The organism is Methylobacterium sp. WL19, from assembly GCF_008040005.1.
Lineage (GTDB): Bacteria > Pseudomonadota > Alphaproteobacteria > Rhizobiales > Beijerinckiaceae > Methylobacterium > Methylobacterium bullatum.
Window position 1 is genome coordinate 1 of sequence record NZ_VRVC01000080.1, and the last position, 23,642, is coordinate 23,642.

Sequence of the window (23,642 nt, forward strand, 5' to 3'; positions counted from 1 at the left end):
GTGCTCGACGACCTCCCCGTGCCGGCGGCCAGCACGGCGGGCGAGCGCTTCGCCCGCTTCCTGCCCACCGGCGATTTCGGACACAAGGCGATGGCGGCCCTGTCCGGCGCCGTGGGCGGTGCCTTCGGCATCGCGACCCTGCCGGTGGAACTGCCGGTCTCGACCACGCTGATGCTGCGCTCCATCGCGCAGATCGCGCGGGAAGAGGGCGAAGACCTGTCGGACCCGGAAAACGCCCTGGCCTGCGTCCAGGTCTTCGCGCTGGGCGGACGCAGCGGCGCCGAGACGGCGCTGACGGAGAGCGGGTATTTCGCCGTGCGCGCCGCACTCGCCAAGACCATGTCGGAAGCGGCGCGCTATGCCGGCAACCGCGCCCTGCTCGACGAGGCGGCCCCGGCCCTGATCCGCTTCTCCACGCAGATCGCGGCGCGGTTCGGCCTCGTCGTCTCGCAGAAGGTCGCGGCGCAGGCGGTGCCGATCCTCGGCGCGGTCGGGGGGGCGGCCGTGAACACCGCCTTCATGAACCATTTCCAGGCGATGGCACGCGCCCATTTCACCGTGCGCCGCCTGGAACGGACCTATGGCAAGGACGTGGTGCGCGTCGCCTATATCGCCGAGAAGGCGCAGCTCGCGGGCTGAAGTCGCCCGCTACCGGGCCGGATAGCGCTCCTTCAGGAGGGCGTAGACGAGGCGGGCGGTCTGGACCTCGCCGCCTTCCGGCCTGCCGGGCTTGGTCGAGGGGTTCCAGCCGTACAGGTCGAAATGCACATGCGCCCGCGTGCCCGGCGCGAACCGCCGCAGGAACAGAGCGGCGGTGATCGCCCCGGCGAAGGGGCCGCCGGAGACGTTGTTGAGGTCCGCGACCTTGGAATCGAGCAGGCTGGCATAGGGCTTGTGGAGCGGCAGCCGCCAGACCGGGTCGGCGGCGACCTGTCCCGCATCGTAGACGGCCGAGGCCAGGGCGTCGTCTTCGGTGAAGAAGGCCGGGAGATCCGGCCCCAGCGCGACCCGCGCCGCTCCGGTGAGGGTGGCGAAATCGATGAGGAGATCGGGCTTCTCCTCGTCGGCCAAAGCGAGGGCGTCGGCGAGGATCAGGCGCCCCTCGGCATCGGTATTGCCGATCTCCACCGTCAGCCCGGCGCGGCTCCGGAACACGTCGCCGGGCCTGAACGCGTTGCCGGCGATGGCGTTCTCGACGGTGGGAACGATGACGCGCAGGCGCAGGTTCAGGCCGGAGCCCATGATCATCGCGGCGGCGGCGAGGGCGGCGGCGGAACCGCCCATGTCCTTCTTCATCAGCAGCATGCCGCTCGACGGCTTGATGTCCAGGCCGCCCGTATCGAACACCACGCCCTTGCCGACGAGGGTCACTTTCGGAGCGTCCGCGTCTCCCCAGACCATGTCGATGAGGCGGGGCGCGCGGGGGGAGGCCGCGCCGACCGCGTGGACGAGGGGGAAGTCGCGGGCGAGCTCCGAGCCTTCGGTCACGGAGATCGCCGCACCGTGGCGATCGGCCAGGGCTCGGGCGACGGCCTCGATCTCCTCGGGGCCGAGGTCGTTGGCGGGCGTATTGACGAGGTCGCGCCCGAGGGCGACCGCCTCGGAGATCCGGCGGATCTCGGCGGCATCGACACCCTCCGGGCTCACGAGGACGGGGGCCTTCGGCTGCGGCTTGCGGTAGCGCGTGAAGCGATAGCTTCCGAGCAGCCAGGCCAGGCAAGCGGCCTGCCCGTCGAGGGAGGGCCGGGGTTCGAGCCGGTAGGTTCCGGGGGGCAGCAGCGCGGGCAGCTTGCCGACCAGGAACGGATCGGCTCCGTCCCCGAGGCCGAACAGGACCCGATCCACGCTGCCATCCTCGGCGGGAAGCAGCGCCACACGCCCGGCTTTCGGCTGAAATTCGGTCGCCTTGGCGAAGGCCCTGTGCCTCGCGCCGAGTTCCGCTTCGAAGCTGCTCCAGTCCTCGCTCCGGATGCAGAAGATCGGGAGGGCGGCGGGATCGTCGGCGCTGAGATGGGGCAGGGTCGGATCTCGGGGGCATTGCGTGGCGCGGCCGGCTGACCCTTGGACGCCCTGAAGTGGGGTTAACCGGCGATTAGGGTTAACGGTCTATCACCGCACGACCGGCGACGTGAAGCGTCGACCGGCAGGCTCGTGCGGAGCACGTCATGGTGTCGTTGCGTTCAAACCAGCCCTCGTCATCGCGGCCGGCCCGGACGGGGATGACGCTCCCGCTGCGTCTCGCCGGCGTGACGCTGCTCGGCCTCCTGGCGAGCGCCTGCCAGTCGGGCTCGCCGGAGACCACCGGCTCGATCGGCGGGCTCTCCCTTAAGACGTTCGGCCGCGCGCCGGGCCGCGAGGTGGTGACCCTGCGCGACGTCGATGCGCTCGGCCAGAAATACAACGCCGATCAGAACGATGTCGGCCTCGCCCTGCGCTATGCGCAGGCGCTGAAGGCGACTAACCAGAAGCCGCAGGCCGTGGCCGTGCTGCAGCAGACGGCCCTGCGCAACGCCAAGAACTCGGCCGTGCTGGCGGCCTACGGCAAGGCCCTGGCGGAGGTCGGACGGTTCACCGAGGCCGCCGAAGTGCTCCAGAACGCCCATACCCCGGCCCGGCCGGACTGGCGCGTGCTCTCCGCCCAGGGCGCGGTGGCCGACCAGATGGGCGACCATGCCCGCGCGCAGGGCTTCTACGAGGCCGCCCTGAAGATCCAGCCGGACGATCCCACGGTCCTGTCCAATCTCGGCCTCTCCTACGCTCTGGCGAGGCAGCTCGATCAGGCGGAGACCGTGATGCGCAACGCCGTGGCCCAGCCGCGCGCGGATGCACGGGTGCGCCAGAACCTCGCTTTGGTCCTCGGCCTGAGGGGCAAGCTCGCGGAGGCGGAGGAACTGACCCGGGGCGACCTGACCCCGGAGGAGGCAGCCGCAAACGCCGCCTCCCTGCGGGCGATGACCGCCCAGGCCCGGGCGCAGAAAGCCCCCCGATCCTCCAGCCGCTCGCTCGCCGGCGAGATGCCGCGGGGCTGAGCGCCGCCTCAGCGGTAGATCTGGATGATCGCCGGGGTCAGGATCACGACGAACAGCACCGGCAGGAAGAACAGGATCATCGGCACGGTCAGTTTCGGCGGCAGGGCGGCGGCCTTCTTCTCGGCGGCGTTCATGCGGTGGTCGCGGCTCTCCTGCGACAGCACGCGGAGGGCCTGGCCCACGGGTGTGCCGTAGCGCTCGGCCTGGATCAAGGCGGTGGTGACCGCCTTGACGGCATCGAGGCCCACACGGTTGCCGAGGTTCTCGAACGCCATGCGGCGATCGGGCAGGTAGGACAGTTCCGCCGCCGTGACGGCGAGCTCTTCCGCCAGCGCGACCGACTGGGTCACGGTCTCGATGCTGACCCGGCGGATGGCGTGCTCCACCGACATCCCGGATTCGACGCAGATCAGGGCGAGGTCGAGGGCATCGGGCCAGGCCGCCTGGATCTCGGCCTGACGCTTCTTCGTGGCATTGAGCAGGTAGAGTTCCGGTCCCTTGATGCCGAGCAGCAGGGCCACGATGACCATCATGAGACGAACGGTGACGGAGTAGTCCAGCACCTTCAGGACGAACAGATAGAAGATCGCCGCCAGTCCGACCGCGATCGGGGTGACCATGCGAAAGAACAGGAACCCGGTCTCCGCGCCCGGCGAGCGGTATCCGGCCATGACCAATTGTCGCCGGGCGGTATCGGTGCCGAGCCAGCGGCTCAGGTTGAACTGGTCCACGACCCGCTTCATGTACGCCTTCGGCGCCACGCGCAGGGTCGATCGATTGTTGAGCCGGTCGCGCTCGCGGCGGCGCAGCTCCTCGCGCTCGTCGCCGATCAGCTTCATGCGCTTGTTGAGCTTGTCGGGCTCCAGAAGCGGCTGCAGCAGGGCGAAGGCCGTCGCCGCGGCCGCCACCCCGGCCAGAACCATGCCGATGAAGCGCGGATCGATGAGCTTTTCGCCGATGAGGGACAACATGGGCGGTCAGACCTCGAAGCTGATCATCTTCTTCATCACGAAGACCCCGATCGACATCCAGATCGCGGAGGCGACGAGGGCCATCTTGCCGGTATCCGTCGTCCAGAGCAGCGAGACGTAAGCCGGGCTCGACAGGTAGGTCAGCACCGCCACGATGAAGGGCAGGGCCGCGATGATGCCGCCCGAGGCCTTGGCCTCCATGCTCATGGCCTGGATCTTCCCGGCCATCTTCTTGCGCTCGCGCAAGACCTTGGAGAGGTTGCTCAGGGCTTCCGAGAGATTGCCGCCGGACCGGCCCTGGATGCCGATGACGATGGCGAAGAAGTTGACGTCGGAGACGGGCACCCGCTCGTACATCCGCACCATGGCATCGCCGAGGCTGAGACCGAGGGTCTGGGATTCCACCACCTGGCGGAACTCACTGCGGATGGGCTCCTCGGCTTCCCGCGCGATGATGCGGAAACAATCGCCCACCGGGATGCCGGCGCGCACGCCGCGGGTGATGATGTCGATGGCGGTGGGCAGTTCGGCGATGAAGGCGGCGATGCGCCGCTTGCGCAGGACGCTCAGCATCCACAGGGGCAGGCCGAACCCGCCGGCGAACAGGGCCGCCAGGGTCGCGAGCTTGTGCGAGGTCAGGACGAAGACGAAGAGGCCGGCGACGACGGCCATGAGCACGGAGACGACGCGGAACTTCTGCTTCGTCCAATCCAGGCCGGCCCGGGCGATCCTGAGTTCGAGCGTGACCTTCGTCCCGCCGCGCTTGGCTTCAACTTCCTTCAGGCTCCTGGCCACCTGCTCGCGCCGGCTGGCCGTGACCGCGCGACTGCCGGGGGACGTCACCACGCTGACCGCTCGCATGCGCTTGGCCGCGCGGTTCTCCCCCGACAGGAGGGGAGTGAGCACCACATAGGCGATGGCCCCGGCGGCCACCGCCGCGAGCCCGACGGCGAGGGGCATCTGCAGCGCGTTCATGGGTTGCCGGCGCTGTCGGCCGCCGCATCGAGGGCGGCGGCCAGGGCCTTCTCCTCACCGTAATAGCGTGCGCGCTCCCAGAAGCGCGGACGGCCGATGCCGGTGGAGCGATGGCGCCCGACCAGCCTGCCGTTCGCGTCCTCGCCGAGCACATCGTAGACGAAGAGGTCCTGGGTGATGATGACGTCGCCTTCGAGCCCCATCACCTCGGTGATGTGGGTGATGCGGCGCGAACCGTCGCGCAGGCGCGTCGCCTGGACGATGATGTCGATCGACCCGACGATCATCTCCCGCAGGGTCCGCGAGGGCAGGCTGAACCCGCCCATGGTGATCATCGATTCGATACGGGCCAGCGCCTCGCGCGGCGAGTTGGCGTGGAGGGTGCCCATCGAGCCGTCATGGCCGGTATTCATGGCCTGGAGCAGGTCGAACGCCTCCGGGCCGCGCACCTCGCCGACGATGATCCGCTCCGGCCGCATGCGCAGGCAGTTTCTCACGAGGTCGCGCATGGTGACCTGCCCCGACCCTTCCATGTTCGCGGGCCGGGTCTCGAGGCGGACGACGTGGGCCTGCTGCAGCTGCAGCTCGGCCGCGTCCTCGCAGGTGATGATCCGCTCGTCCTCGTCGATGTAGCGCGTCAGGCAGTTCAGCAGGGTGGTCTTGCCGGACCCCGTACCGCCGGAAATCACCACGTTGCAGCGGACGCGCCCGATGATCTGCAGGATGCGGGCCCCTTCGGGCGAGATCGCCCCGAAGGTCACGAGCTGGTCGAGGGTGAGCTTGTCCTTCTTGAACTTGCGGATGGTGAGCACCGGCCCGTCGATGGCGAGCGGCGGCGCGATGATGTTGACGCGGGACCCGTCGGGGAGGCGCGCGTCGCAGATCGGCGAGGATTCGTCGACGCGCCGGCCGACCTGGCTGACGATGCGCTGGCAGATGTTCATCAGCTGCTGGTTGTCGCGGAAGCGCACGTTGGTCAGCTGGATCTTGCCCCCGACCTCGATGAAGGCCCGGTTTGCGCCGTTGACCATGATGTCGGCGATGTCGTCGCGGGCCAGAAGCGGCTCCAGCGGTCCGTAGCCGAGGACATCGTTGCAGATGTCGTCGAGGAGTTCCTCCTGCTCGGCGATGGACAGGACGATGTTCTTGAGGCCGATGATCTCCGAGACGATGTCGCGGATTTCCTCGCGCGCCGATTCGACGTCGAGGCGAGACAGCTGCGCCAGATCGATGGCCTCGATCAGCGCACCGAAGATCATGCTCTTGGTGCGGAAGTAATCCTCCGATTTCACCGCCTCCCGGACGGGGACGAGCCGCTCCACCTGCTGGGTCTTCGCCAGGCCCGGCTGGTCGTCGAGGACGGGAATCGGAACCTGCGGCTTTGGCGCGGACGGAACCGCGACCGCCTTCGGGATCTCCGAGGCCGGGCTCCTCCTACCGAACATGACGGACCTCCACGCAGCGCGCCGCCATCACGACGCCTTGCGTCGGGACAGCCGCGACAGGAGAGGCTCGAACAGGTTCCCGCGGACACGACGCGTCTCGGAACGCCCGATCATGCGCGCTGCGAGCTCCGAGAACACGTCCGAGGCCTTGGCGCCCGCCTGGACCTCGGCGATCATCTGACCGTTGTTGGCCGCCGTGCCGAACAGGGCCGGATCGTAGGGGATCGCGGCCGTCAGCGTGGCGTCCAGGGCCTTGGCGAACTCACCGGCCGAGATCTCGGGGCGCTTCGGCACGCCGACGCTGTTGAGGACGATGCGCGGCCGGGCGTCGTTGGGCCGGTTCTGCTGCAGCAGGGTCAGCAGGTTCTTGAGATTACGCAGGGAGGCGAGCTCCGGCTGGGCGACGACGATGATCTCGTCGGACGAGATCAGCAGGCGCCGGGTCCAGGCCGACCAGGTATGGGGCACGTCGAGGACCACGCAGGGCACGGCGGCGCGCAGGAGGTCGATCAGGTTGTCGAAGGACGGCTCGGTGAGGTCCGTGGTCCGTTCGAGGGTGGCCGGCGCGGAGAGCAGCGAGAGGTTGTCGCTGCATTTCGAGAGCAGGCGGTCGAGGAGGTTGGAATCGAGGCGCTCGGGCGCGAAGACCGCCTCCGCGATCCCCTGCGGCGGGTCCTGGTTGAAGTTGAGGCTCGCCGTACCGAAGGCGATGTCGAGATCGGCGATGACCGTCGCCATTCCGTGCTCGCGCGCCACGGTCCATGCCAGGTTGTGGGCGATGGTGGAGGAGCCCACGCCGCCCTTGGCGCCGACCACCGCGATGGTGCGGCCGACCGGCTTGGCACCGGGCGCCGTGAACAGGTCGGACAGGGCCTGGATCAGGACGATCGGCTCCACCGGCGCCATGAGATACTCGCTCACGCCGCGCTGGATGAACTGGCGGTAGAGCTGCACGTCGTTCACGTGGCCGATGACGACGACCTTCGTCCCTTCGTCACAGACCTCCGCCAGGGAATCGAGGATCTCCAGGGGACGCGACTTCGTGCCCTGCGTCTCGATGATGACCACGTTGGGCGTGGGCGCGTGGCGGAACGCCTCGACGGCGGCGGGGCCGCCGCCCATCTGGATCTTGATCTGGGCCTTCTGCAGCCGCCTGTCGCTTCCCGCCGCCTCGATCGACGCGGCCGTCTCGCCCGTCTCGCAGAATGCCTGGATCGTGATCCGCGGCACCGGAGCGATGACGCGCTCGGGTGACTCGTTGAAGTCAGGCATGGGGCGGGGTCCGGGCTGTGGGTGACAACGAGGGCCGAAGCTCTGTCGAACGACGGGAAGGGACGCGCCGATCAGTTCTCGATGGCTGACTTCACCGACGTCTTCCCATCCTGACGCCATATGGTTGATGGATCCTTGCCCTCGCGCAGCTTATTGATGTCGACGGTGCGCCGGATCGAGTCGATGCGCCCTTCCGGCCGGCCGCGAACGAGATCGACCGGATCGGCCACCTGGCTCGCCACATTGGCCTGCATGGCGCAGCCGAGATTCCAGTGGGCCTCGTTGCGCGAGGAGAAGCCCGGGCTTCCCACGCCGAGATCCTGGGGCCAGACGCCGCATTGGCTGGCGACCTTCGCCTCCATGCGCTGGAAGCTGAGCCGCAGCGGAGCGGCGAGGAACGGATCCGCCACCGCGTAGCCGGTGACGATCATCTGCCGTCCGCCGATGCCGTTGTCGGCGCCGAGCCTGCGGATCGCCGCCCCGGTCCGCTCCACGGCGGCACCCTGCGACGGCGAGACCCCGCGCGGGATGTCGAGGATGAGGGTGCCGCGCCCGTAGCGGCGAAATTCCAGCAGGAAGGCTTCGATATCTGCGCGCTGTCGCGGATCGACATGGCCGGTCCCGGTGACGAAGACGTCCAGCGAGCGCGTGGCATCGGCGAGCACGATGGGATGGCGGACCCGGTAATCGGCCGGATAGAGCGAGCCGGTGGTCTCGGCGCGGTCGGCACGGCATGCGCCCAAAGCGGTGGCCAGGGCGATCGACGCGAGGATTGCGACGGGGGAGCGGAAGGGAAGGAGTGACATTGAGGGGTCGGGTCCTGATGGTGCCTGGGCCGCTTCGTCCTGCGAGATCGTGGCGTCGCGATCTTAGATCGCCGCGTCAGTCCGTGATGAAGCCGACGCGGCCACGGTAATTGGCGCCCAGCGGCGCGGCGCGGCCCGAGCCGTAGACCCGGTTCAGGCGGCCGAGCAGGATGCCCTGACCGTCCTGGGCATCGATGAAGCCGTCATCCGGCCGCACGACCTGCTTCGCCTCCATCGCCTTGGCGATGTAGGGCGTGACCATGATCATGAGTTCGGTCTCCTGCCGCTGGTAGTCCCGCGAGCGGAACAGGGCACCGAGGATGGGCAGGTTCACGAGGCCGGGCAGTCCACCGACGGCGGCCTTGCTGCGCTGCTGGATCAGGCCGGCGGTCATCATGGTCCCGCCGGAGGCGAGTTCGACGGTGGTCTCGGTCTTGCGCAGGGTGAAGGCGGGCACCGCGACAGTGGAATCGCCCTGGACGAAGGTGAAGGAGTTGGTCTGGTCGATCTCGGAGACTTCCGTGGCGACGCGCACGGAGATGCGGTTCTCCGCCATCACCACGGGGGTGAAGTTCAGGGTCACGCCATAGGTCTTGAACGCGATGCCGATGGAGCAGACGCCCCCCGTGCAGTTCTGCGAGGCGGGGACGGGAATCTCGCCGCCGGCGGTGAATTTCGCGGATTCCCCCGAGATCGCGGTGAGCGTCGGCTCCGCGAGAATGCGTGAGACACCGGCCTGTTCGAAGGCCCGCAAGGTGGCCGAAACACTCGCTCCGCCGCCTCCGTTGATCGTCGCCTTGATCTCGTTCCCGTTCGGGAACTGGCCGCCATTGAGACCGAAGGGCGCGACGTTCGCGAGGTTGAGGCCGGACCAGTTGCCGCTGAGATTGACGCCGAACTGCTTCAGCACGGTCCGGGCCACCTCGACGACGGTGACGCGGAGCATCACCTGATCCTTGCCCCGGATGGTGAGGTTGTTGATGACGGCACCCCGGGCCCCGGCTCCGCCGGGGGCACCGCCGGCCTGGCCGACGAAGGCGGTCGCGATGTCCATGGCCTGGGCCGACTCGGCCGCAGAGCCGACGAAGCCCGACAGGATCAGGGAGTCGCCGGCGGTCCGGATGTCGAACCGCCCGCCCGCGATGCTCTGGAGCAGGATCTGCCGCAGGGTTCCGAGCTTGAGGTCCCGCGCCACGGTGACGTCGAGGGCGGTGATCTGGCGGCCTTCGGCGTCCATGATGAAGATCGAGGTCGCGCCGTCCTCCATGCCGATGACGAAGACCTTGCGGGTCGAGCGCACGACGGCGTTGGCGACTTTCGGATTGGCGACGAAGACCTCCTTGGCGTCGCGCGGCAGGTCGATCACCAGGGAGCGCCCGGTCGTCAGTTCGACGCGACGCGAGGTCCCGGATTCGTTGCCGCCGACATCGACGATCGGGGCGGCCGTGAACCCGTCCCGCGGCGCAGCCACGGCGGTGGCGGCGAGGACCAGGCCGGCGAGGGTCGCGAGAACGGACAGGCTGCCCACGCGGACCCGGTGTCTCGTGGTCATCTGAGAATCCTTCATCATCGCGCGGTTCGGCATCTCAGCGACGCGGTTGTTGTTTGGCGACGCCGAAGCGGACGACCGTCAGGGCCGTGTCCTGCTGAGTCTCCGGCGGGGCATCCACGGTCCGGCCGGCATCCATGAGGCTGCGCAGTGAGAGGGAGAGTTGTCCCACCTTCTGGGCCAGGGTGACGGTCTCGGCTTGGGCGGGTGTCAGAGCGAGGGTCGCGGTCTCGCCGGTGACGACGTTGGTCCCGTTCCGCTCCTGAACGATCTGGCCGACGGCGAGCACGCGGATGTCGGTGAGCAGCGTCTCCGAAATCTGGACTTCGCCGCCCCCGGAACGCGAGGCGTCTTCGTCGCGATAGGTCCGGATGACGTCGACATGGTCGTTGGGAAGGATGAAGCCGCCGGCCGAACTCGACCCGCGCGTATCGGTGACGATGGCGACCGCGCGCATGCCGGAGGGCAGGATCGCGGCCATGAAGCCGCCGTCGGACCGCGCGAGCTTCTGCGGGCGGATCGGCTCACCCGCGAGGAACGCGGTGCGGACGATCGAGCCGACGATGGTGTCCATGCCGTTGGGCGAGGCCGTGCGCGTGATGTAGCCGGCGGTGATGGCCTGGTCCGGCCAGGGCTGCCAGCGAAGGTCGGCGGCCTGGATGTTCTGCCCCATCGGCAGGTCGGCGGCGGCCACCAGGACATCCGTGACGGGGAGCGGGGGAGGAGGGGGCGCCTCGACCACGGTTTGGACCGGAGGCGGCGCATCGCTGCCGCTCATCAGAAAGGCGGCGCCCGAACCGGCGGCGAGCGCGATGGCGATGACGGCAAGGCGGGCTGGTTTCATCGCCGTGTTCGAACCTGACAGGACGGCCTGCTGCCGTCGCCGTCCAGGCTTCGCCGGGATTCCTCAAATTACGGTTAACGAAAACTAACGCATGCGAATCTTGTTCGACCCACGATAGGTCAGGTCGATAAAGCACAGGGTTCGTCAACCTTCGGACCCGGCCCGGCAACTTCACCCGCTACGTGTGTCCGGCCTCACGATGCCATCATTCTTGCCCAGGTCACCGTTTCCGGAATCACGATCAGCGCTCCGAGGCAGAGGGCGATGCCGTAGGGCACGCCGGTCTTCGCATCGTGAAGGTGGATGACGAAGGGAAGGCGACCGAGGAGTGACGGCAGGGGATGCGCCCGCGCGACGAGGATCGCCACGGAGAGAGCGCCACCGGCAAGCGAAGCGACGACCAGGTATTGCGCCAATTGGTCGAACCCGATCCACACCGCGGTGGCGGCAGCGAGTTTGGCATCGCCTCCGCCGATCTTGCCCAGCGCGAAGAGGCTGAACGTCACGACCAGCGTCGCCGCGCCGGCTCCGAGATGACTGAGGAGATCCCACCCCCACATCCCGGTCGCGCCGGCGAAGGCCGCGAATCCGAGCAGCAACAGCAGGGAGACCGCATTCGGGATCGTCATCGTCAGCAGGTCCCGAGCGGCAGCATAGGCCATCAGGAACGGGAAGACGATCAGGAGCGTGACACTCGCCATCGGGGACGTCTCGGTCTGGAGTCGAAGGTCGGATCGTCGCCCGTGAAACGCCGTCGCCACAGGGTGTTCGGTCGCGGCGGCAAAGGCCGTGTCGGGCCCCCACCGGAGGTCGACGCTCGCTGTCGCACCGTCCACATCGAGCAGGAGGACTTCAACGAGCTCTGCCGGACGATCGGGGCGGATCGTCCGGCGAGGTGTCCGATCCACGCATCACCTGCGTGGACGACCATTTGCGCAAGATTAAGGGAAGCAGTCCGAACCCGGACCGCCTCAAACCATCTTACTTGTTAACGCCGGTTGCAACCTTGGTGAGGGTCGCATTCAGGTTGGTGCCGATGGTGGTGAGTACGGTGATGACCGCGACAGCGATGAGCGCAGCAATAAGGCCGTATTCGATCGCCGTTGCACCCGACTCGTCGGCGGCAAAACGCTTGAAGAGGTTCGACATGATCGTATTCCTTGATGGTTCGTCTTGCGAAGTGGCCGTCGAGGAGCGGTGTATTTCGACCGGCGACTGAGGATGAAGATGGACTGTTCCGTCTTGAAATTACGTTAATCCGGGCCCGAAAACGGCCTCACGCGCCCCTCGGTTGGGGTTTGGTAAAAAAACTTTAAATGGAAAATGGATACTTTTTCAGTAGATCCGGCACAGCGTTACAGGCGGAGATCCGGGAAATATTACGGGCCGCAACTGTCGCACGGGCAATAAGCGCTTGAGACGCAGCAGCGGACATGGACGAAGCCGGAAAGACAGCTGCGCACCACCTTCCGGTGTTAGATCTTCGTTTACCAACACGCCGATAAGACTGTCATGACGACAAAGGCGGCCGACCCCTCCGGTGCTCGCGCTCCTGTCGAAACCTCGTCGTCGCAGCCGAGATCACCCGAGCCATGGGCCACCGGTCAATGCCGACACCCTCGCCCTTGAAGCGTTGCGCCCGAGCGGCGGGCATCGCGCTCTTCCTCGCTCTCGGCTCGGCGCCCGCTTTCGCAGAGACGGCGCCGGCCATCGTGGCGGTGAGCGTCGACAACGCCAAGGTCATTCGCCTGCCCGAGCGGACGCAGACGGTCATCGTCGGCAACCCCCTCGTGGCCGATGTCGCCCTTCAACGGAACGGGATCGTCATCCTCACCGGCAAGAGCTTCGGCTCCACCAACCTCATCGCCCTCGACGCGTCCGGCGCGATGCTCGCCGAATCCACCATCAGCGTGCAGGCCGCGCAGGGGTCGATCGTCACGGTCCAGCGCGGACTCGACCGCGAATCCTATTCCTGCACCCCGAACTGCATGCCGTCGATGCAGCTGGGCGACGCGACGAAGTATTTCGGAGACGTGAGCGGACAGGCCGATGCCCGCCGCAACCTGGCCACGGGCGGGGGCGGGGGCGGCCAGAAGTAGGGCGGCGCGCGGTGCGAGGTCGCGTCAGCCGCGCAGCGTCAACCGGCCGTCGGACATCTTGAAATCGTCGAGACGCCGCAGGAACGACATGCCGAGGAGGCTCTTGCCGAGACGCCCCTTGGGCAGGATCACGGCCTCGACGTCGCGGATGCCGATCGTCCCGACCCGCATCACCGGAATCCGTACGGTCGCTACGGAGACGGAGCCGTTGGCGGTGTCGACGCGACGGTTGAAGTCGCGCTCGTAGACATGGAGCCCCAGGCGCTGCGCGTCCTCGTAGCTGAAGGCGCAGATGCTCGCCCCGGTATCCACCAGCATTCTCAGGCTGCGCCCCGCCACGTCGACCTCGGTGGAGAAATGCCCGAGGGTATCGGCCGCCAGAATGACGGAGTTGGGCGCGAAACGCGTCGGGTTCGTCCCGCCGAGGCTCGCGCTGTCGAGGTTGAGGACCGCGTCGCCGCGCTCCCGAGGGCGGGCGGCGTTCTCGAAGCGCGTCACCAGGGTCAAACTGACCGCCGCCGCGACGGAGGTGACTCCCAGCGCCCAGAGGACCGGCTGCGTCATCGATGGATCCCTCGCCACACGGGGTACGATCCTCGGCGGAGCGAATGAACGAAGTCTTCGCTTGTCCGAATAAGGCGGGAGCCGACCCTTCGGATGATGAACGCCGCATTGGTGGGATGCCGGGCATTCTCCCCAGTCGCGTCGCGGCTCTTGCTCGCGCGTCTCAGCGCTTATTGCGCTTCGCGGCTCTTGCGGGTATGCACCTCACGCGCTCGCCAGACACCCTTGGAGGCACGGGCGCGTCGTGGATCGGTGAGGGCCGTCCGTTTCGGGCGGCTTTTGGCGTTGCGCGGCTTTTTTCTGTTTTTTTGAAGGATCACGCCATGAGCGCAGTAAAGCCGCTTGAGGCCGTGGCACGCGACCGGGTCGGCAAGGGGGCCGCCCGGGAAGTTCGTCGCCAGGGCAACGTTCCCGCCGTCATCTATGGTGGCGGTCAGGCTCCGCAGGCCATCGCCATCGACCTCGTCCGCACCCGCACCCTGATCTACGCCGGTGGCTTCAAGACCACCCTGTTCGAGATCAACGCCGGCGGCAAGAAGACCCGCGCGATCCCGCGCGACTTCCAGCTCGATCCGGTGACCGGCGTGCCGCTGCACGTGGACTTCCTGCGCGTCGTCGCGGGCCAGAACCTCACCGTCGAAGTGCCCGTGCACTTCATCAACGAGGACGAGGCTCCCGGCATCAAGAAGAACGGCGGCACCCTCAACGTCGTGCTGCACACGCTCTCGCTCGAAGTCCCGGCGGACGCGATCCCCGACGCGGTCGAGGTCGATCTGACCGGTCTCGAGATCGGCGATTCGATCCATATCGAAGCCGTGACGCTGCCGGCCAACACGACCTTCACCGGCGAGGCCGAGGCCGTCGTCGCCAACGTCGTGCCGCCGACCGTGCTTGGCGCCGAGGTCGAGGCCGAAGAGGCCGCGATCGCCGAGGCGCAGTCGACGGAAGCTGCCGAGGAGAAGGCCGAGGCTGAGGCCGAAGAGGCCGCCGAGGCCGAGGAAGACAAGAAGGAGGATTGAGACCCTGGGGCTTCGCGCCCCGGTCTCGTCTTCGTCCACGGGTGCTCCGGCCGCGAGGTCGGGGCACCTTTTCGTTTGACGTCGCCTCTTCGTCGTCCGTCCTGGAGCTGCGCCCGCCCACGTTGGGTCGGGCGCAGCTCCAGATCTTCTGCTTTGCCGCGCTCTTTTTCGCCGAACCGGCATCCACTTCGGCGGAGAGCGCTCTCGTGACGAAATCGTCTTGGAGATGATGCCATGCGCCTGATCGTCGGGCTCGGCAATCCAGGGGCCCGCTATGCGGGCAACCGCCACAATATCGGTTTTCTCGCCCTCGACGAGATGGCGCGCGTCCACCGCGCCGCGCCCTGGCGGCGCAAGTTCCAGGGCGAGGTGACCGAGGCGACCCTCGGCAGCGAACGGGTCGTCCTGCTGAAGCCGCAGACCTTCATGAACGAATCCGGCCGTTCGGTCTCGGAAGCGCAGCGCTTCTACAAGATCGCCCTCGCCGATGTCATCGTCCTGCACGACGAACTCGACCTCGCCCCGGCCAAGCTCCGGGTGAAGCTCGGCGGCGGCAATGCCGGCCATAACGGCCTGCGCTCGATCACCGCTCAATGCGGCAACGATTACCGGCGCGTCCGCCTCGGCATCGGTCATCCGGGCGACAAGGCCCTGGTCCATGCCTACGTCCTGAACGATTTCGGCAAGGGCGAGCGGGCCTGGGTCGAAGATCTCTGCCGCGCCGTGGCGGACCACGCACCGCTGCTGGCCCAGGGCGAGGATGCGAGCTTCCAGAACAAGGTCCACCTCGCCATGGCGGGCCGGGGCTGGGACGACGTCAAGCAGGTCAATGCGGCGGCCACCGGCCGTGATTGACACGAAAACACGGGAACACGATATCTCCGGTCCTGGAGGTGGACATCATGAAGAACCTCACCATCACGCTGGAGGAAGACCTTTTCGCGTGGGCACGGGTCGAGGCGGCGAAGCGCGGGCAAAGCCTGTCGCGTTTCGTGAGCCAGGCCTTGGCCGACCGCAGGACACCCGAGGTCGCGGATCAGTTGGCCGCCTTGAGCGCCTTTCTCGACGGTCCCGGCTGGTCGGGCGTGTCCGAAAACCTGCCCAGGCGCGAGGAGCTCTATGACCGACCGGCTGTTCTTCGATACGAACCTGCTGGTCTACGCCATGGATCCGGCGGCGGCTGACAGGCGGGCGACGAGTGTGCGCCTGATCAAACTGGCATTCGGTCAACGCCGGCTCGTGATCAGTCCGCAAATCCTCAACGAGTGCTACGCGGTCTTGGTGCACAAGCGTAAACTCGTGACGCCGAGCGCCGCCGCCGCTTATCTGGCGACCCTCTATCCTGCTTGCACGGCAGCGCTGGATACGCAGACCCACCGCACGGCGATCGCGATGGAGATGCAGTATCGCCTCTCCTGGTGGGACAGCCTGGCCATCGCATCGGCCATCCAGGCCGGGTGCAAATCTTTCGTGTCCGAAGACCTGTCCGATGGACAGATCCTCGACACGGTTCGGGTCATCAACCCGTTCACGCCTCACGCCAGCGCTACGCTGGCACTCACCTGACGGACACGCGATCATGGGCTTCAAATGCGGCATCGTCGGCCTGCCGAACGTCGGCAAGTCGACCCTCTTCAACGCGCTGACGCAGACGGCGGCGGCACAGGCGGCGAACTATCCGTTCTGCACCATCGAGCCGAATGTCGGCGAGGTGGCGGTGCCGGATCCGCGCCTCGATGACTTGGCGCGGATCGCCACGTCGAAGGAGATCATCCCGACGCGGCTGACCTTCGTCGACATCGCCGGCCTCGTGCGCGGCGCTTCGAAGGGGGAGGGGCTCGGCAACCAGTTCCTCGCCAATATCCGCGAGGTCGATGCCATCGCCCATGTGGTGCGCTGCTTCACCGATGGTGACGTGACCCATGTGGAGGGCAAGGTCGACCCGAAGGCGGATATCGAGACCATCGAGACGGAGCTGATGCTCGCCGACCTCGACAGCCTGGAGAAGCGCCTCTTCGCCCTCGAGAAGAAGGCCAAGGGCGCCGACAAGGAAGCCAAGGAGATGCTCGACCTCGTCCAGCGGGCATTGCCGCTGCTGCGCGAGGGCAAGCCCGCCCGTCTGGTGAGCCGCAAGCCGGAGGAGGAAAAGCTGTTCCAGACCCTCGGGCTGATGACGGCCAAACCCGTCCTCTACGTCTGCAACGTCGACGAGGGCGATGCCGACAAGGGCAACGCCTATTCCGAGGCGGTGATCGCCCAGGCCAAGGCCGAGGGTGCGCGCGCGGTGGTGGTCTCGGCCAAGATCGAGAGCGAGATCGCGGTGATGCCGCTGGCCGACCAGGGCGACTTCCTCGAAGCGGTGGGGCTCGTGGAGCCGGGCCTCAACCGGGTCATCCGCGCCGGTTACGAGCTTCTCGGCCTCATCACCTACTTCACCGTGGGTCCGAAGGAGGCGCGCGCCTGGACCATCGAGAAGGGCACCCGCGCCCCGGCGGCGGCGGGCGTGATCCATACGGATTTCGAGAAGGGCTTCATCCGCGCCGAGACCATCGCGTTCGACGATTACACGACACTGAAAGGCGAGAGCGGCGCCAAGGAGGCCGGCAAGTTCCGCCTCGAAGGCAAGGAATACGTGGTGCAGGACGGCGACGTGCTGCATTTCCGCTTCGCCAACTGAGCGGCCAAAACAGCCTCGGCCGGCGCTTGGCCGCCTCTGCAAAAAGGACGGTGTGCATCCCCTCTCCCCGCAGGCGGGGAGAGGGCCGTGACGACCTCGTCGTCGGCGCGGCAAGGCGGCAGCCGAAGGTGAGGGGGCTCGTCCGGAATGCGCCTCTTCCGGGCCGGCCCCCTCACCCTCGCTCCGCTCATCACAAGCACGACGAGGTGCTCGTGATCCTCTCCCCGCAAGCGGGGAGAGGGGGTCCACCACTCTGGCTCGCGCGGCGCCATCCTCAGATCCGAAGACGAGAGGTTCAATGACCGGCATCACCTTCGAGGATTTCACCCCCGGCGACGTGATCGAGGGCGGCCCGCTCACGGTGACGCGGGAGGCGATCGTCGCCTTCGCGAAGGAGTTCGATCCGCAGCCGTTTCATCTCGACGAGGAGGCCGCGAAGGCGACGCTGGCGGGGCAGTTGATCGGCTCCGGCTGGCAGACGGCCGGGTTCGGCATGCGCCTGCTCCAGACCCATGTCTTTCGCGGCGCCACCTCCATGGGCTCGCCCGGCATCTCGCAGCTGCGCTGGCTCCGCCCCGTCCTGCCGGGTGACGCTTTGCGGATCGTTACCAAGGTGGAGGAGTGCCGCGCCTCGAATTCGAAGCCGGATCGCGGCTTCGTCCGCTTCACCCTCACGGTCGTGAACGGGCGCGACGAGTCGGTGATGACCCAGGCCTTCACGGTGATGTTCGCCCGGCGCGGGGCCGATCCCCTGCCGCCCCGCGCGGTGACGCCCGGAAACCCGGTCGAGGTGATCGAGGGCGACGATGCGGAGACGCTCCTCTTCCTCAAACAGGCGAAGCTCGGCACGATCCGTCATCTCGGCCGCCACGTCTTTACCCCGGAGGCGATCATCGCCTTCGCGAGGGACTACGACCCACAGGCCTTCCATCTCGATGCGGACGCCGCCCGAAAGACCCATTTCGGCGCGCTCTGCGCCTCGGGCTGGCACACGGCGGCGGTGTGGATGAAGCGCCTGCACATCACCCGCCAGCGCGACATCGCCCTGACGGAGCGAGCCGGTCCTGTGCCGCAGCTCGGCCCCTCGCCGGGCTTTCGCGACATGCGCTGGCTCGCCCCGGTCTATGCCGGCGACACGATCGCTTACGCCTGCACCCTGCTCGACAAGCGCGAGTCGGCCTCACGCCCGGGCTGGGGCGTCGCCACCCACCACAACACCGCCCAGAACCAGCGCGGCGAGCGGGTGTTCGAATTTACCGGGTCGGTGTTCTGGCAGTGGGAAGCGTCGTGACCCGCTAAGCCGCCGAACGCCGCTCCGGATACAGCGCCAACAACCCCTCCGCATCCGCCGAGGCCACGCCGCGCTCGGTGATGATGCCCGTCACCAGCCGCGCCGGCGTCACGTCGAAGGCGGGGTTCGCCACGGGGCTGCCCGGCGACACCACTTCGATCGTGGCGAAGCCGCCATCGGCGAGGCGGCCGGTGAGGTGGGAGACCTCGCGGCCGTCGCGCTCCTCGATCGGGATCTGCGCGACGCCGTCGGTGAGCGTCCAGTCGATGGTGGAGAAGGGCAGGGCGGCATAGAACGGCACGCGGTTGTCGGAGGCCGCCAGCGCCTTCAGGTAGGTGCCGATCTTGTTGCAGACGTCGCCCGAGGCCGTGGTGCGGTCCGAACCGACGATGCAGACGTCGATCTCGCCATGCTGCATCAGGTGGCCGCCGGCATTGTCGGAGATGACGGTGTGCGGCACGCCGTGGGCGTTGAGCTCGAAGGCGGTGAGCGCCGCGCCCTGGTTTCGCGGCCGGGTCTCGTCCACGTAGACATGGACCGGGATGCCGGCCTCGTGCGCCACATAGATCGGCGCGAGGGCGGTGCCCCAATCCACTGTGGCGAGCCAACCGGCGTTGCAATGGGTCAGCACGTTGAGGCGGCGACCTTTGGCCTCGTGCAGATCGGCCAGGATCGCGGCGCCGTGGCGGCCGATGGCATGGCAGCTCTCCACATCCTCCTCGGCGATGCGCCCGGCCTCGGCGAAGGCGTAGGCGGCGCGCTCCGAGACTTCGACCTCGCGCAGCTTGGCGGCGACACGGTCCAGCGCCCAGCGCAGGTTGATGGCGGTGGGGCGGGTGGCGGCCAGGGTCTCGACGGCATGGTCGATCCCGGCATCGGAAGCGTCCCGTCGCAGGCCCAGGGCCAGGCCGTAGGCCGCCGTGACGCCGATGAGCGGCGCGCCGCGCACGATCATGGTGCGGATGGCGATAGCCGCTTCGTCCAGGGTGGCGAGCCGCTTCATCTCGAAGGCGAAGGGCAGGCGGGTCTGGTCGATGACCTCGACGGACGCGCCGTCGGCGGCGGGCAGGATTGTGCGGTAGGGTGTGCCGTCGATGTTCATGCGCGGGCCTCTCGCATGTTCCGGGCGCAAGGGCCAGTCCTGGGGCCACGCGCCATGCTTGTCGCTTCGGTCCTTAAGGGACGTGCGAGCTGGAAGGCCAGCCGCTCGAAATCCCGCCCTACCTTCCTGGCTTGATTTGCACACCTGCTTTCGTAGGCAGACCGCGTCCCTCTCCACCTTGTGGGGAGAGGTCAGGAGTGGGGGTGGCTCCGCCCGCCTCCGACGGCTGAGGGTCGCCCAATCACCCCCACCTCCAACTCCTCCCCACAAGGGGGAGGAGAGCCGCGCATCCCCCGACATGTGCGAATCTGAAAAAGCCCGCAATAGGGGGTAGTAGGGTGAGACCGAACGAAAGCTCGCCCCGGTCAGAAGCTCACCGGCCGTGCCCGCTTCACCTGCGGGATCGTCTCGATCTCCGCCCGCACGCTCTCCGAGATCGGCGCATCCACGGCGCAGAAGCAGATGGCGTTGCCGCCCTCTTCCTCGCGGCCGAGGTTGAAGGTCGCGACATTGACGCCGGCCTCGCCCAGGATGGTGCCGAGCCGGCCGATGAAGCCCGGCTTGTCGTGGTTTCGCACGTAGAGCATGTGCGGCGCGAAGGCGGCGTCGATGGCGATGGAGCGGATCTCGATGATCCGGGGCTTGCCGTCATGGAACACCGTCCCGGCGGCGTCGCGCGGCATGTCCTCGGCATCCACGGTGATGCGGATGACCGATTCGTAGTCGCTCGCCCCGCCCTCGCGCTTGATCTCGTCCACCACGATGCCGCGCTCGCGCGCCAGGGCGGGGGCGGAGACCATGTTGATGTCCTGCAGGAACGGCCGCAGCGCCCCGGTCACCGCCGCCGCCGTGAGCGCGCGGGTGTTCATGCCCGCGACAGCGCCCTCGTAGGTGATGCGGATGCCCTTGATCGGCGCGTCCGTGAGCTGGCCGAGGAACGAGCCGAGCTTTTCGGCCAGCGCCACGAACGGCTTCAACCGGGGAGCCTCGTCCGCGGAAATGGACGGGAAGTTGATCGCGTTCGTAATGGCCCCGGTCATCAGGTAATCGGACATCTGCTCGGCGACCTGCAGCGCCACGTTCTCCTGCGCCTCGTTGGTGGAGGCGCCCAGATGCGGGGTGCAGATGACGTTCGGGTGGCCGAAGAGCGGGTTGGCGGTGGCGGGCTCCTCGATGAACACGTCAAAGGCCGCCCCGGCCACATGGCCCGAATCGAGGGCCGCACGGAGGGCCACCTCGTCCACGAGGCCGCCACGGGCACAGTTGACGATGCGCACGCCGGGCTTCGTCCGGGCGAGGTTCTCGGCCGACAGGATGTTGCGGGTCTTGTCGGTCATCGGCACGTGGAGCGTGATGATGTCGGCCCGCGCCAGCAGCGCGTCGAGCTCGACCTTCTCCACGCCGATCTCAAGAGCGCGCTCGGGCGAGAGGTAGGGGTCGTAGGCCACGACCTTGAGCTTCAGGCCCACCGCGCGGTCGGCGACGATGGCGCCGATATTGCCGCAGCCGATGATGCCCAGCGTCTTGCCCGTCAGCTCGACGCCCATGAAGCGGTTCTTCTCCCACTTGCCGGCCTGGGTGGAGAGATCCGCCTGCGGGATCTGCCGCGCCAGGGCGAACATCATCGCGATGGCGTGTTCGGCGGTGGTGATGGAATTGCCGAAGGGCGTGTTCATGACGATGACGCCGCGCGCCGTGGCAGCGGCGACATCGACGTTGTCGACGCCGATTCCCGCCCGGCCGATGACCTTCAGCCGCGAGGTCTGGGCCAGCACCTTCTCCGTGACCTTGGTGGCCGAGCGGATGGCGAGACCGTCGTAATGGCCGATGACGGCCGCGAAGCGTTCCTTGTCCTTGCCGAGATTGGGGAAGAAGTCGACGTCGATTCCACGGTCACGGAAGATCTGAACGGCTGCGTTCGAGAGGGAATCGGAAATGAGCACCTTGGGAGCAGCCATGATAGCCTCCGGCTCTTGAGGAAGGGGGGATGCGGGCAACATCGGGGCCACCCTGTTCGGGCAGCCGGCATCGGATCCCGTCCGCCCACCTCATCCTGAGGTGCTGCGTTTGCAGCCTCGAGGAGGGCTCCAGACAGCGCAGCGCGAACTGGAGTGCTCCTTCGAGGCCTCCGCTACGCTGCGGCACCTCAGGATGAGGGTGCGGTTCGGATCGGTGTCGTCAGGCGGCGCACATGAACAATGTGCGCCGACCAGCGCGTCGTCGCCTCAGGCAGCCTTGGCGAGCTTCGCCTTCTCGGCCGCATAGGCCCAGTCGAGCCACGGCATCAGGGCCTCGAGATCCGAGGTCTCCACCGTGCCGCCGCACCAGATGCGCAGGCCGGCCGGCGCGTCGCGATAGGCGCCGATGTCGAAGGCGATGCCCTCGGCATCGAGCGTGTCGGCGATGCCCTTGGCGACCGCCGCCACGGTGGCGTCACCCTTGGCCAGCACGTCCGGATCGGTGATGACGAGGCAGACGCCGGTGTTCGAATACGTCGCCGGGTCGACGGCGAGGTGCCCGATCCAGGGGGTCCGCGCCACCCAGTCGTGGACGACCTTGGCGTTGGCGTCGGCGCGGGCATGGAGCGCGTCGAGACCGCCGATGCTCTGCGCCCAACGCAGGGCATCGAGGTAATCCTCCACCGCGAGGAGCGAGGGCGTGTTTATCGTGTCGCCCTTGAAGATGCCCTCGATCAGCTTGCCGCCCTTGGCCATGCGGAAGACCTTCGGGATCGGCCAGGCGGGGGTGTTGCTCTCGATGCGCGCGACGGCGCGGGGCGAGAGGACGAGCATGCCGTGCGCGGCCTCGCCGCCCATCACCTTCTGCCAGGAGAAGGTGACGACATCGAGCTTCGCCCAGTCGAGCGGCATGGCGAAGGCGGCCGAGGTGGCGTCGCAGATGGTCACGCCGTCACGGTCGGCGGCGATCCAGTCGCCGTTCGGCACGCGGACGCCGGCGGCGGTGCCGTTCCAGGTGAAGATGACGTCGTTGTGCCTGGTGTCGATGGCCGACAGGTCCGGCAGCACGCCGTAGGCGGTCTGGTGGACGATGGGCGAGATCTTGAGTTCCTGCAGCGCGTCCGTGACCCATTCGGAGCCGAAGGCTTCCCAGGCGGCCACTTCGACGGTCTTGGGGCCGAGCATCGACCACATGGCCATCTCGACGGCGCCCGTATCGGAGGCGGGGACGATGGCGATGCGGTAATCGGCCGGCACGCGCAGCACGGTGCGGGTCAGCTCGATGGCCTCGACCAGCTTGGCCTTGCCGGCGGGGGAGCGGTGCGAGCGGCCGAGCGCGGCGTTCTGAAGGGCCTGCAGGGTCCAGCCGGGACGCTTGGTGCAGGGGCCGGACGAGAAATTCGGCACGCGGGGGCGCGTGGTGGGACGTGTCATGACAAAGTCCATCCTTACAGATGAATGCTCCTCGTTGGGGAGGAGTGGCCCGGCGCTGCCAATGGACCCGTCCCGGCGACTTAGCAAGATGCTCGGGCGATAAATTCAGTCCCGCCCGGCACAACGGAGCGGGTATTTCCGACCAAGTCTTTGAGAATCAGGCCTTTGTCGGGTGAGACTTGCTCGCACCCATCAGGTCGGGCCGGCGCTCGCGGGTGATCCGTTCCGCCTCCTCCCGCCGCCAGCGGGCGATGGCGCCATGGTTGCCGCCGGTGAGGATGTCGGGAATCGCACGGCCCTCCCATTCACGGGGGCGCGTGTAATGCGGATATTCGAGGAGGCCGCCCTCGAAGCTCTCCTCCTCCCCCGAGACCGACTTGCCCATGACGCCGGGCAGCAGGCGAACACAGGCATCGATGGTGACGAAGGCCGCGACCTCGCCGCCCGACAGGATGTAGTCGCCGATGGAGACCTCCTCGAGGCCCCGCGCCGCGATGACCCGCTCGTCCACCCCCTCGAACCGGCCGCAGACCACGACGATGCCCGGCCCCTCCGCCAGTTCGCGCACGCGACCCTGCGTCAGGGGGCGGCCGCGCGGGCTCATGAG

The 23,642-nt window shown here is 67.8% G+C and carries 23 protein-coding genes and 1 pseudogene; 9 read left to right on the forward strand and 15 right to left on the reverse strand.

Going from position 1 to position 23,642, the window contains the following annotated elements; genetic code table 11:
• The coding region (locus tag FV220_RS15970; protein WP_246689473.1) for an EcsC family protein at positions 1–639 on the forward strand (639 nt) is incomplete at its 5' end.
• Between the two features lie 9 nt (positions 640–648).
• Here the strand turns inward: FV220_RS15970 and FV220_RS15975 are convergent.
• Positions 649–1,971, reverse strand: a complete 1,323-nt coding sequence (locus tag FV220_RS15975; RefSeq protein WP_246689474.1) for a leucyl aminopeptidase family protein — start codon at positions 1,969–1,971, stop codon at positions 649–651.
• Between the two features lie 248 nt (positions 1,972–2,219).
• On the opposite strand from FV220_RS15975, the gene FV220_RS15980 reads away from it, so the two are divergent.
• Positions 2,220–3,029, forward strand: coding sequence for a tetratricopeptide repeat protein (locus FV220_RS15980; protein ID WP_018042739.1), 810 nt, complete (start codon positions 2,220–2,222; stop codon positions 3,027–3,029).
• 8 nt (positions 3,030–3,037) lie between these two features.
• Here FV220_RS15980 and FV220_RS15985 read toward each other — a convergent pair whose 3' ends face one another.
• The 9 genes from FV220_RS15985 to FV220_RS16025 form a co-directional block, all read right to left on the reverse strand.
• Positions 3,038–4,000: a type II secretion system F family protein gene (locus tag FV220_RS15985; RefSeq protein WP_147832559.1), complete on the reverse strand. Its 963-nt coding sequence runs from the start codon at positions 3,998–4,000 to the stop codon at positions 3,038–3,040.
• A gap of 6 nt (positions 4,001–4,006) precedes the next feature.
• On the reverse strand, positions 4,007–4,975 hold the full coding sequence (locus FV220_RS15990; RefSeq protein WP_056158150.1) for a type II secretion system F family protein: 969 nt from the start codon (positions 4,973–4,975) through the stop codon (positions 4,007–4,009).
• Complete coding sequence (locus FV220_RS15995) at positions 4,972–6,420, reverse strand: CpaF family protein (RefSeq protein WP_147832560.1); 1,449 nt, start codon at positions 6,418–6,420, stop codon at positions 4,972–4,974. The genes FV220_RS15990 and FV220_RS15995 overlap by 4 nt, the downstream gene beginning before the upstream one ends.
• 27 nt (positions 6,421–6,447) lie before the next feature.
• The gene (locus FV220_RS16000; protein WP_056158144.1) at positions 6,448–7,692 is read right to left on the reverse strand and encodes an AAA family ATPase; all 1,245 of its coding nucleotides are present in this window, start codon (positions 7,690–7,692) and stop codon (positions 6,448–6,450) included.
• A gap of 71 nt (positions 7,693–7,763) precedes the next feature.
• Positions 7,764–8,498, reverse strand: coding sequence for a CpaD family pilus assembly protein (locus FV220_RS16005; protein WP_147832561.1), 735 nt, complete (start codon positions 8,496–8,498; stop codon positions 7,764–7,766).
• A 76-nt stretch (positions 8,499–8,574) separates the two neighbouring features.
• Entirely contained in the window at positions 8,575–10,050 is a 1,476-nt protein-coding gene (locus FV220_RS16010) for a type II and III secretion system protein family protein (protein ID WP_147832562.1), read from the reverse strand.
• Positions 10,051–10,084: 34 nt separating this feature from the next.
• On the reverse strand, positions 10,085–10,891 hold the full coding sequence (cpaB, locus tag FV220_RS16015) for a Flp pilus assembly protein CpaB (RefSeq protein WP_147832563.1): 807 nt from the start codon (positions 10,889–10,891) through the stop codon (positions 10,085–10,087).
• A gap of 194 nt (positions 10,892–11,085) precedes the next feature.
• Positions 11,086–11,592 carry a prepilin peptidase gene (locus FV220_RS16020; RefSeq protein WP_147832564.1) on the reverse strand — a complete coding sequence of 169 codons (507 nt, stop codon included), beginning with the start codon at positions 11,590–11,592 and terminating at the stop codon, positions 11,086–11,088.
• Positions 11,593–11,872: 280 nt separating this feature from the next.
• Entirely contained in the window at positions 11,873–12,040 is a 168-nt protein-coding gene (locus tag FV220_RS16025) for a Flp family type IVb pilin (RefSeq protein ID WP_056144408.1), read from the reverse strand.
• 443 nt (positions 12,041–12,483) lie between these two features.
• Between FV220_RS16025 and FV220_RS16030 the strand changes: the two genes are divergently transcribed.
• The gene (locus FV220_RS16030; RefSeq protein WP_147832565.1) at positions 12,484–12,990 is read left to right on the forward strand and encodes a pilus assembly protein N-terminal domain-containing protein; all 507 of its coding nucleotides are present in this window, start codon (positions 12,484–12,486) and stop codon (positions 12,988–12,990) included.
• A gap of 24 nt (positions 12,991–13,014) precedes the next feature.
• On the opposite strand, the gene FV220_RS16035 is transcribed toward FV220_RS16030, so the two are convergent.
• Complete coding sequence (locus FV220_RS16035; RefSeq protein WP_056144416.1) at positions 13,015–13,554, reverse strand: TIGR02281 family clan AA aspartic protease; 540 nt, start codon at positions 13,552–13,554, stop codon at positions 13,015–13,017.
• A 323-nt stretch (positions 13,555–13,877) separates the two neighbouring features.
• On the opposite strand from FV220_RS16035, the gene FV220_RS16040 reads away from it, so the two are divergent.
• From FV220_RS16040 to FV220_RS16070, 6 genes are all read left to right on the forward strand, one after another.
• Positions 13,878–14,573 (forward strand): 50S ribosomal protein L25/general stress protein Ctc, encoded by a 696-nt coding sequence (locus FV220_RS16040; protein WP_056144420.1) that lies wholly within the window; start codon positions 13,878–13,880, stop codon positions 14,571–14,573.
• A 234-nt stretch (positions 14,574–14,807) separates the two neighbouring features.
• Positions 14,808–15,428, forward strand: coding sequence for an aminoacyl-tRNA hydrolase (gene pth / locus FV220_RS16045; protein ID WP_018042755.1), 621 nt, complete (start codon positions 14,808–14,810; stop codon positions 15,426–15,428).
• 47 nt (positions 15,429–15,475) lie between these two features.
• Positions 15,476–15,757, forward strand: a complete 282-nt coding sequence (locus tag FV220_RS16050; RefSeq protein ID WP_051074372.1) for a hypothetical protein — start codon at positions 15,476–15,478, stop codon at positions 15,755–15,757.
• Positions 15,693–16,139 (forward strand): PIN domain-containing protein, encoded by a 447-nt coding sequence (locus FV220_RS16055; protein WP_082473145.1) that lies wholly within the window; start codon positions 15,693–15,695, stop codon positions 16,137–16,139. Before FV220_RS16050 ends, FV220_RS16055 begins: the two co-directional genes overlap by 65 nt.
• Before the next feature lie 13 nt (positions 16,140–16,152).
• On the forward strand, positions 16,153–17,250 hold the full coding sequence (gene ychF / locus FV220_RS16060; protein WP_147832566.1) for a redox-regulated ATPase YchF: 1,098 nt from the start codon (positions 16,153–16,155) through the stop codon (positions 17,248–17,250).
• Between the two features lie 298 nt (positions 17,251–17,548).
• Complete coding sequence (locus FV220_RS16070; protein WP_147832568.1) at positions 17,549–18,541, forward strand: MaoC family dehydratase; 993 nt, start codon at positions 17,549–17,551, stop codon at positions 18,539–18,541.
• 4 nt (positions 18,542–18,545) lie between these two features.
• Here FV220_RS16070 and mtnA read toward each other — a convergent pair whose 3' ends face one another.
• From mtnA to FV220_RS16095, 4 genes and pseudogenes are all read right to left on the reverse strand, one after another.
• Positions 18,546–19,643 carry an S-methyl-5-thioribose-1-phosphate isomerase gene (gene mtnA / locus FV220_RS16075; protein WP_147832569.1) on the reverse strand — a complete coding sequence of 366 codons (1,098 nt, stop codon included), beginning with the start codon at positions 19,641–19,643 and terminating at the stop codon, positions 18,546–18,548.
• Positions 19,644–20,008: 365 nt separating this feature from the next.
• A complete protein-coding gene (gene serA, locus FV220_RS16080) occupies positions 20,009–21,601 on the reverse strand; it encodes a phosphoglycerate dehydrogenase (protein ID WP_147832570.1) in 1,593 nt (530 codons plus the stop codon).
• A 267-nt stretch (positions 21,602–21,868) separates the two neighbouring features.
• Complete coding sequence (locus FV220_RS16090) at positions 21,869–23,035, reverse strand: phosphoserine transaminase (protein ID WP_147832571.1); 1,167 nt, start codon at positions 23,033–23,035, stop codon at positions 21,869–21,871.
• Positions 23,036–23,192: 157 nt separating this feature from the next.
• Positions 23,193–23,642: pseudogene (locus FV220_RS16095) on the reverse strand (tRNA (guanosine(37)-N1)-methyltransferase TrmD); the annotation flags it as partial.

What these genes read in the sequence shown, in the direction of transcription:
- FV220_RS15980 (WP_018042739.1), top strand. Translation starts at nt 2,220, where the DNA reads ATGACGCTCCCGCTGCGTCTCGCCGGCGTGACGCTGCTCGGCCTCCTG.
- FV220_RS15985 (WP_147832559.1), bottom strand. Translation starts at nt 4,000, where the DNA reads ATGTTGTCCCTCATCGGCGAAAAGCTCATCGATCCGCGCTTCATCGGC.
- FV220_RS15990 (WP_056158150.1), bottom strand. Translation starts at nt 4,975, where the DNA reads ATGAACGCGCTGCAGATGCCCCTCGCCGTCGGGCTCGCGGCGGTGGCC.
- FV220_RS15995 (WP_147832560.1), bottom strand. Translation starts at nt 6,420, where the DNA reads ATGTTCGGTAGGAGGAGCCCGGCCTCGGAGATCCCGAAGGCGGTCGCG.
- FV220_RS16000 (WP_056158144.1), bottom strand. Translation starts at nt 7,692, where the DNA reads ATGCCTGACTTCAACGAGTCACCCGAGCGCGTCATCGCTCCGGTGCCG.
- FV220_RS16005 (WP_147832561.1), bottom strand. Translation starts at nt 8,498, where the DNA reads ATGTCACTCCTTCCCTTCCGCTCCCCCGTCGCAATCCTCGCGTCGATC.
- FV220_RS16010 (WP_147832562.1), bottom strand. Translation starts at nt 10,050, where the DNA reads ATGACCACGAGACACCGGGTCCGCGTGGGCAGCCTGTCCGTTCTCGCG.
- cpaB (WP_147832563.1), bottom strand. Translation starts at nt 10,891, where the DNA reads ATGAAACCAGCCCGCCTTGCCGTCATCGCCATCGCGCTCGCCGCCGGT.
- FV220_RS16020 (WP_147832564.1), bottom strand. Translation starts at nt 11,592, where the DNA reads ATGGCGAGTGTCACGCTCCTGATCGTCTTCCCGTTCCTGATGGCCTAT.
- FV220_RS16025 (WP_056144408.1), bottom strand. Translation starts at nt 12,040, where the DNA reads ATGTCGAACCTCTTCAAGCGTTTTGCCGCCGACGAGTCGGGTGCAACG.
- FV220_RS16030 (WP_147832565.1), top strand. Translation starts at nt 12,484, where the DNA reads ATGGGCCACCGGTCAATGCCGACACCCTCGCCCTTGAAGCGTTGCGCC.
- FV220_RS16035 (WP_056144416.1), bottom strand. Translation starts at nt 13,554, where the DNA reads ATGACGCAGCCGGTCCTCTGGGCGCTGGGAGTCACCTCCGTCGCGGCG.
- FV220_RS16040 (WP_056144420.1), top strand. Translation starts at nt 13,878, where the DNA reads ATGAGCGCAGTAAAGCCGCTTGAGGCCGTGGCACGCGACCGGGTCGGC.
- pth (WP_018042755.1), top strand. Translation starts at nt 14,808, where the DNA reads ATGCGCCTGATCGTCGGGCTCGGCAATCCAGGGGCCCGCTATGCGGGC.
- FV220_RS16050 (WP_051074372.1), top strand. Translation starts at nt 15,476, where the DNA reads ATGAAGAACCTCACCATCACGCTGGAGGAAGACCTTTTCGCGTGGGCA.
- FV220_RS16055 (WP_082473145.1), top strand. Translation starts at nt 15,693, where the DNA reads ATGACCGACCGGCTGTTCTTCGATACGAACCTGCTGGTCTACGCCATG.
- ychF (WP_147832566.1), top strand. Translation starts at nt 16,153, where the DNA reads ATGGGCTTCAAATGCGGCATCGTCGGCCTGCCGAACGTCGGCAAGTCG.
- FV220_RS16070 (WP_147832568.1), top strand. Translation starts at nt 17,549, where the DNA reads ATGACCGGCATCACCTTCGAGGATTTCACCCCCGGCGACGTGATCGAG.
- mtnA (WP_147832569.1), bottom strand. Translation starts at nt 19,643, where the DNA reads ATGAACATCGACGGCACACCCTACCGCACAATCCTGCCCGCCGCCGAC.
- serA (WP_147832570.1), bottom strand. Translation starts at nt 21,601, where the DNA reads ATGGCTGCTCCCAAGGTGCTCATTTCCGATTCCCTCTCGAACGCAGCC.
- FV220_RS16090 (WP_147832571.1), bottom strand. Translation starts at nt 23,035, where the DNA reads ATGACACGTCCCACCACGCGCCCCCGCGTGCCGAATTTCTCGTCCGGC.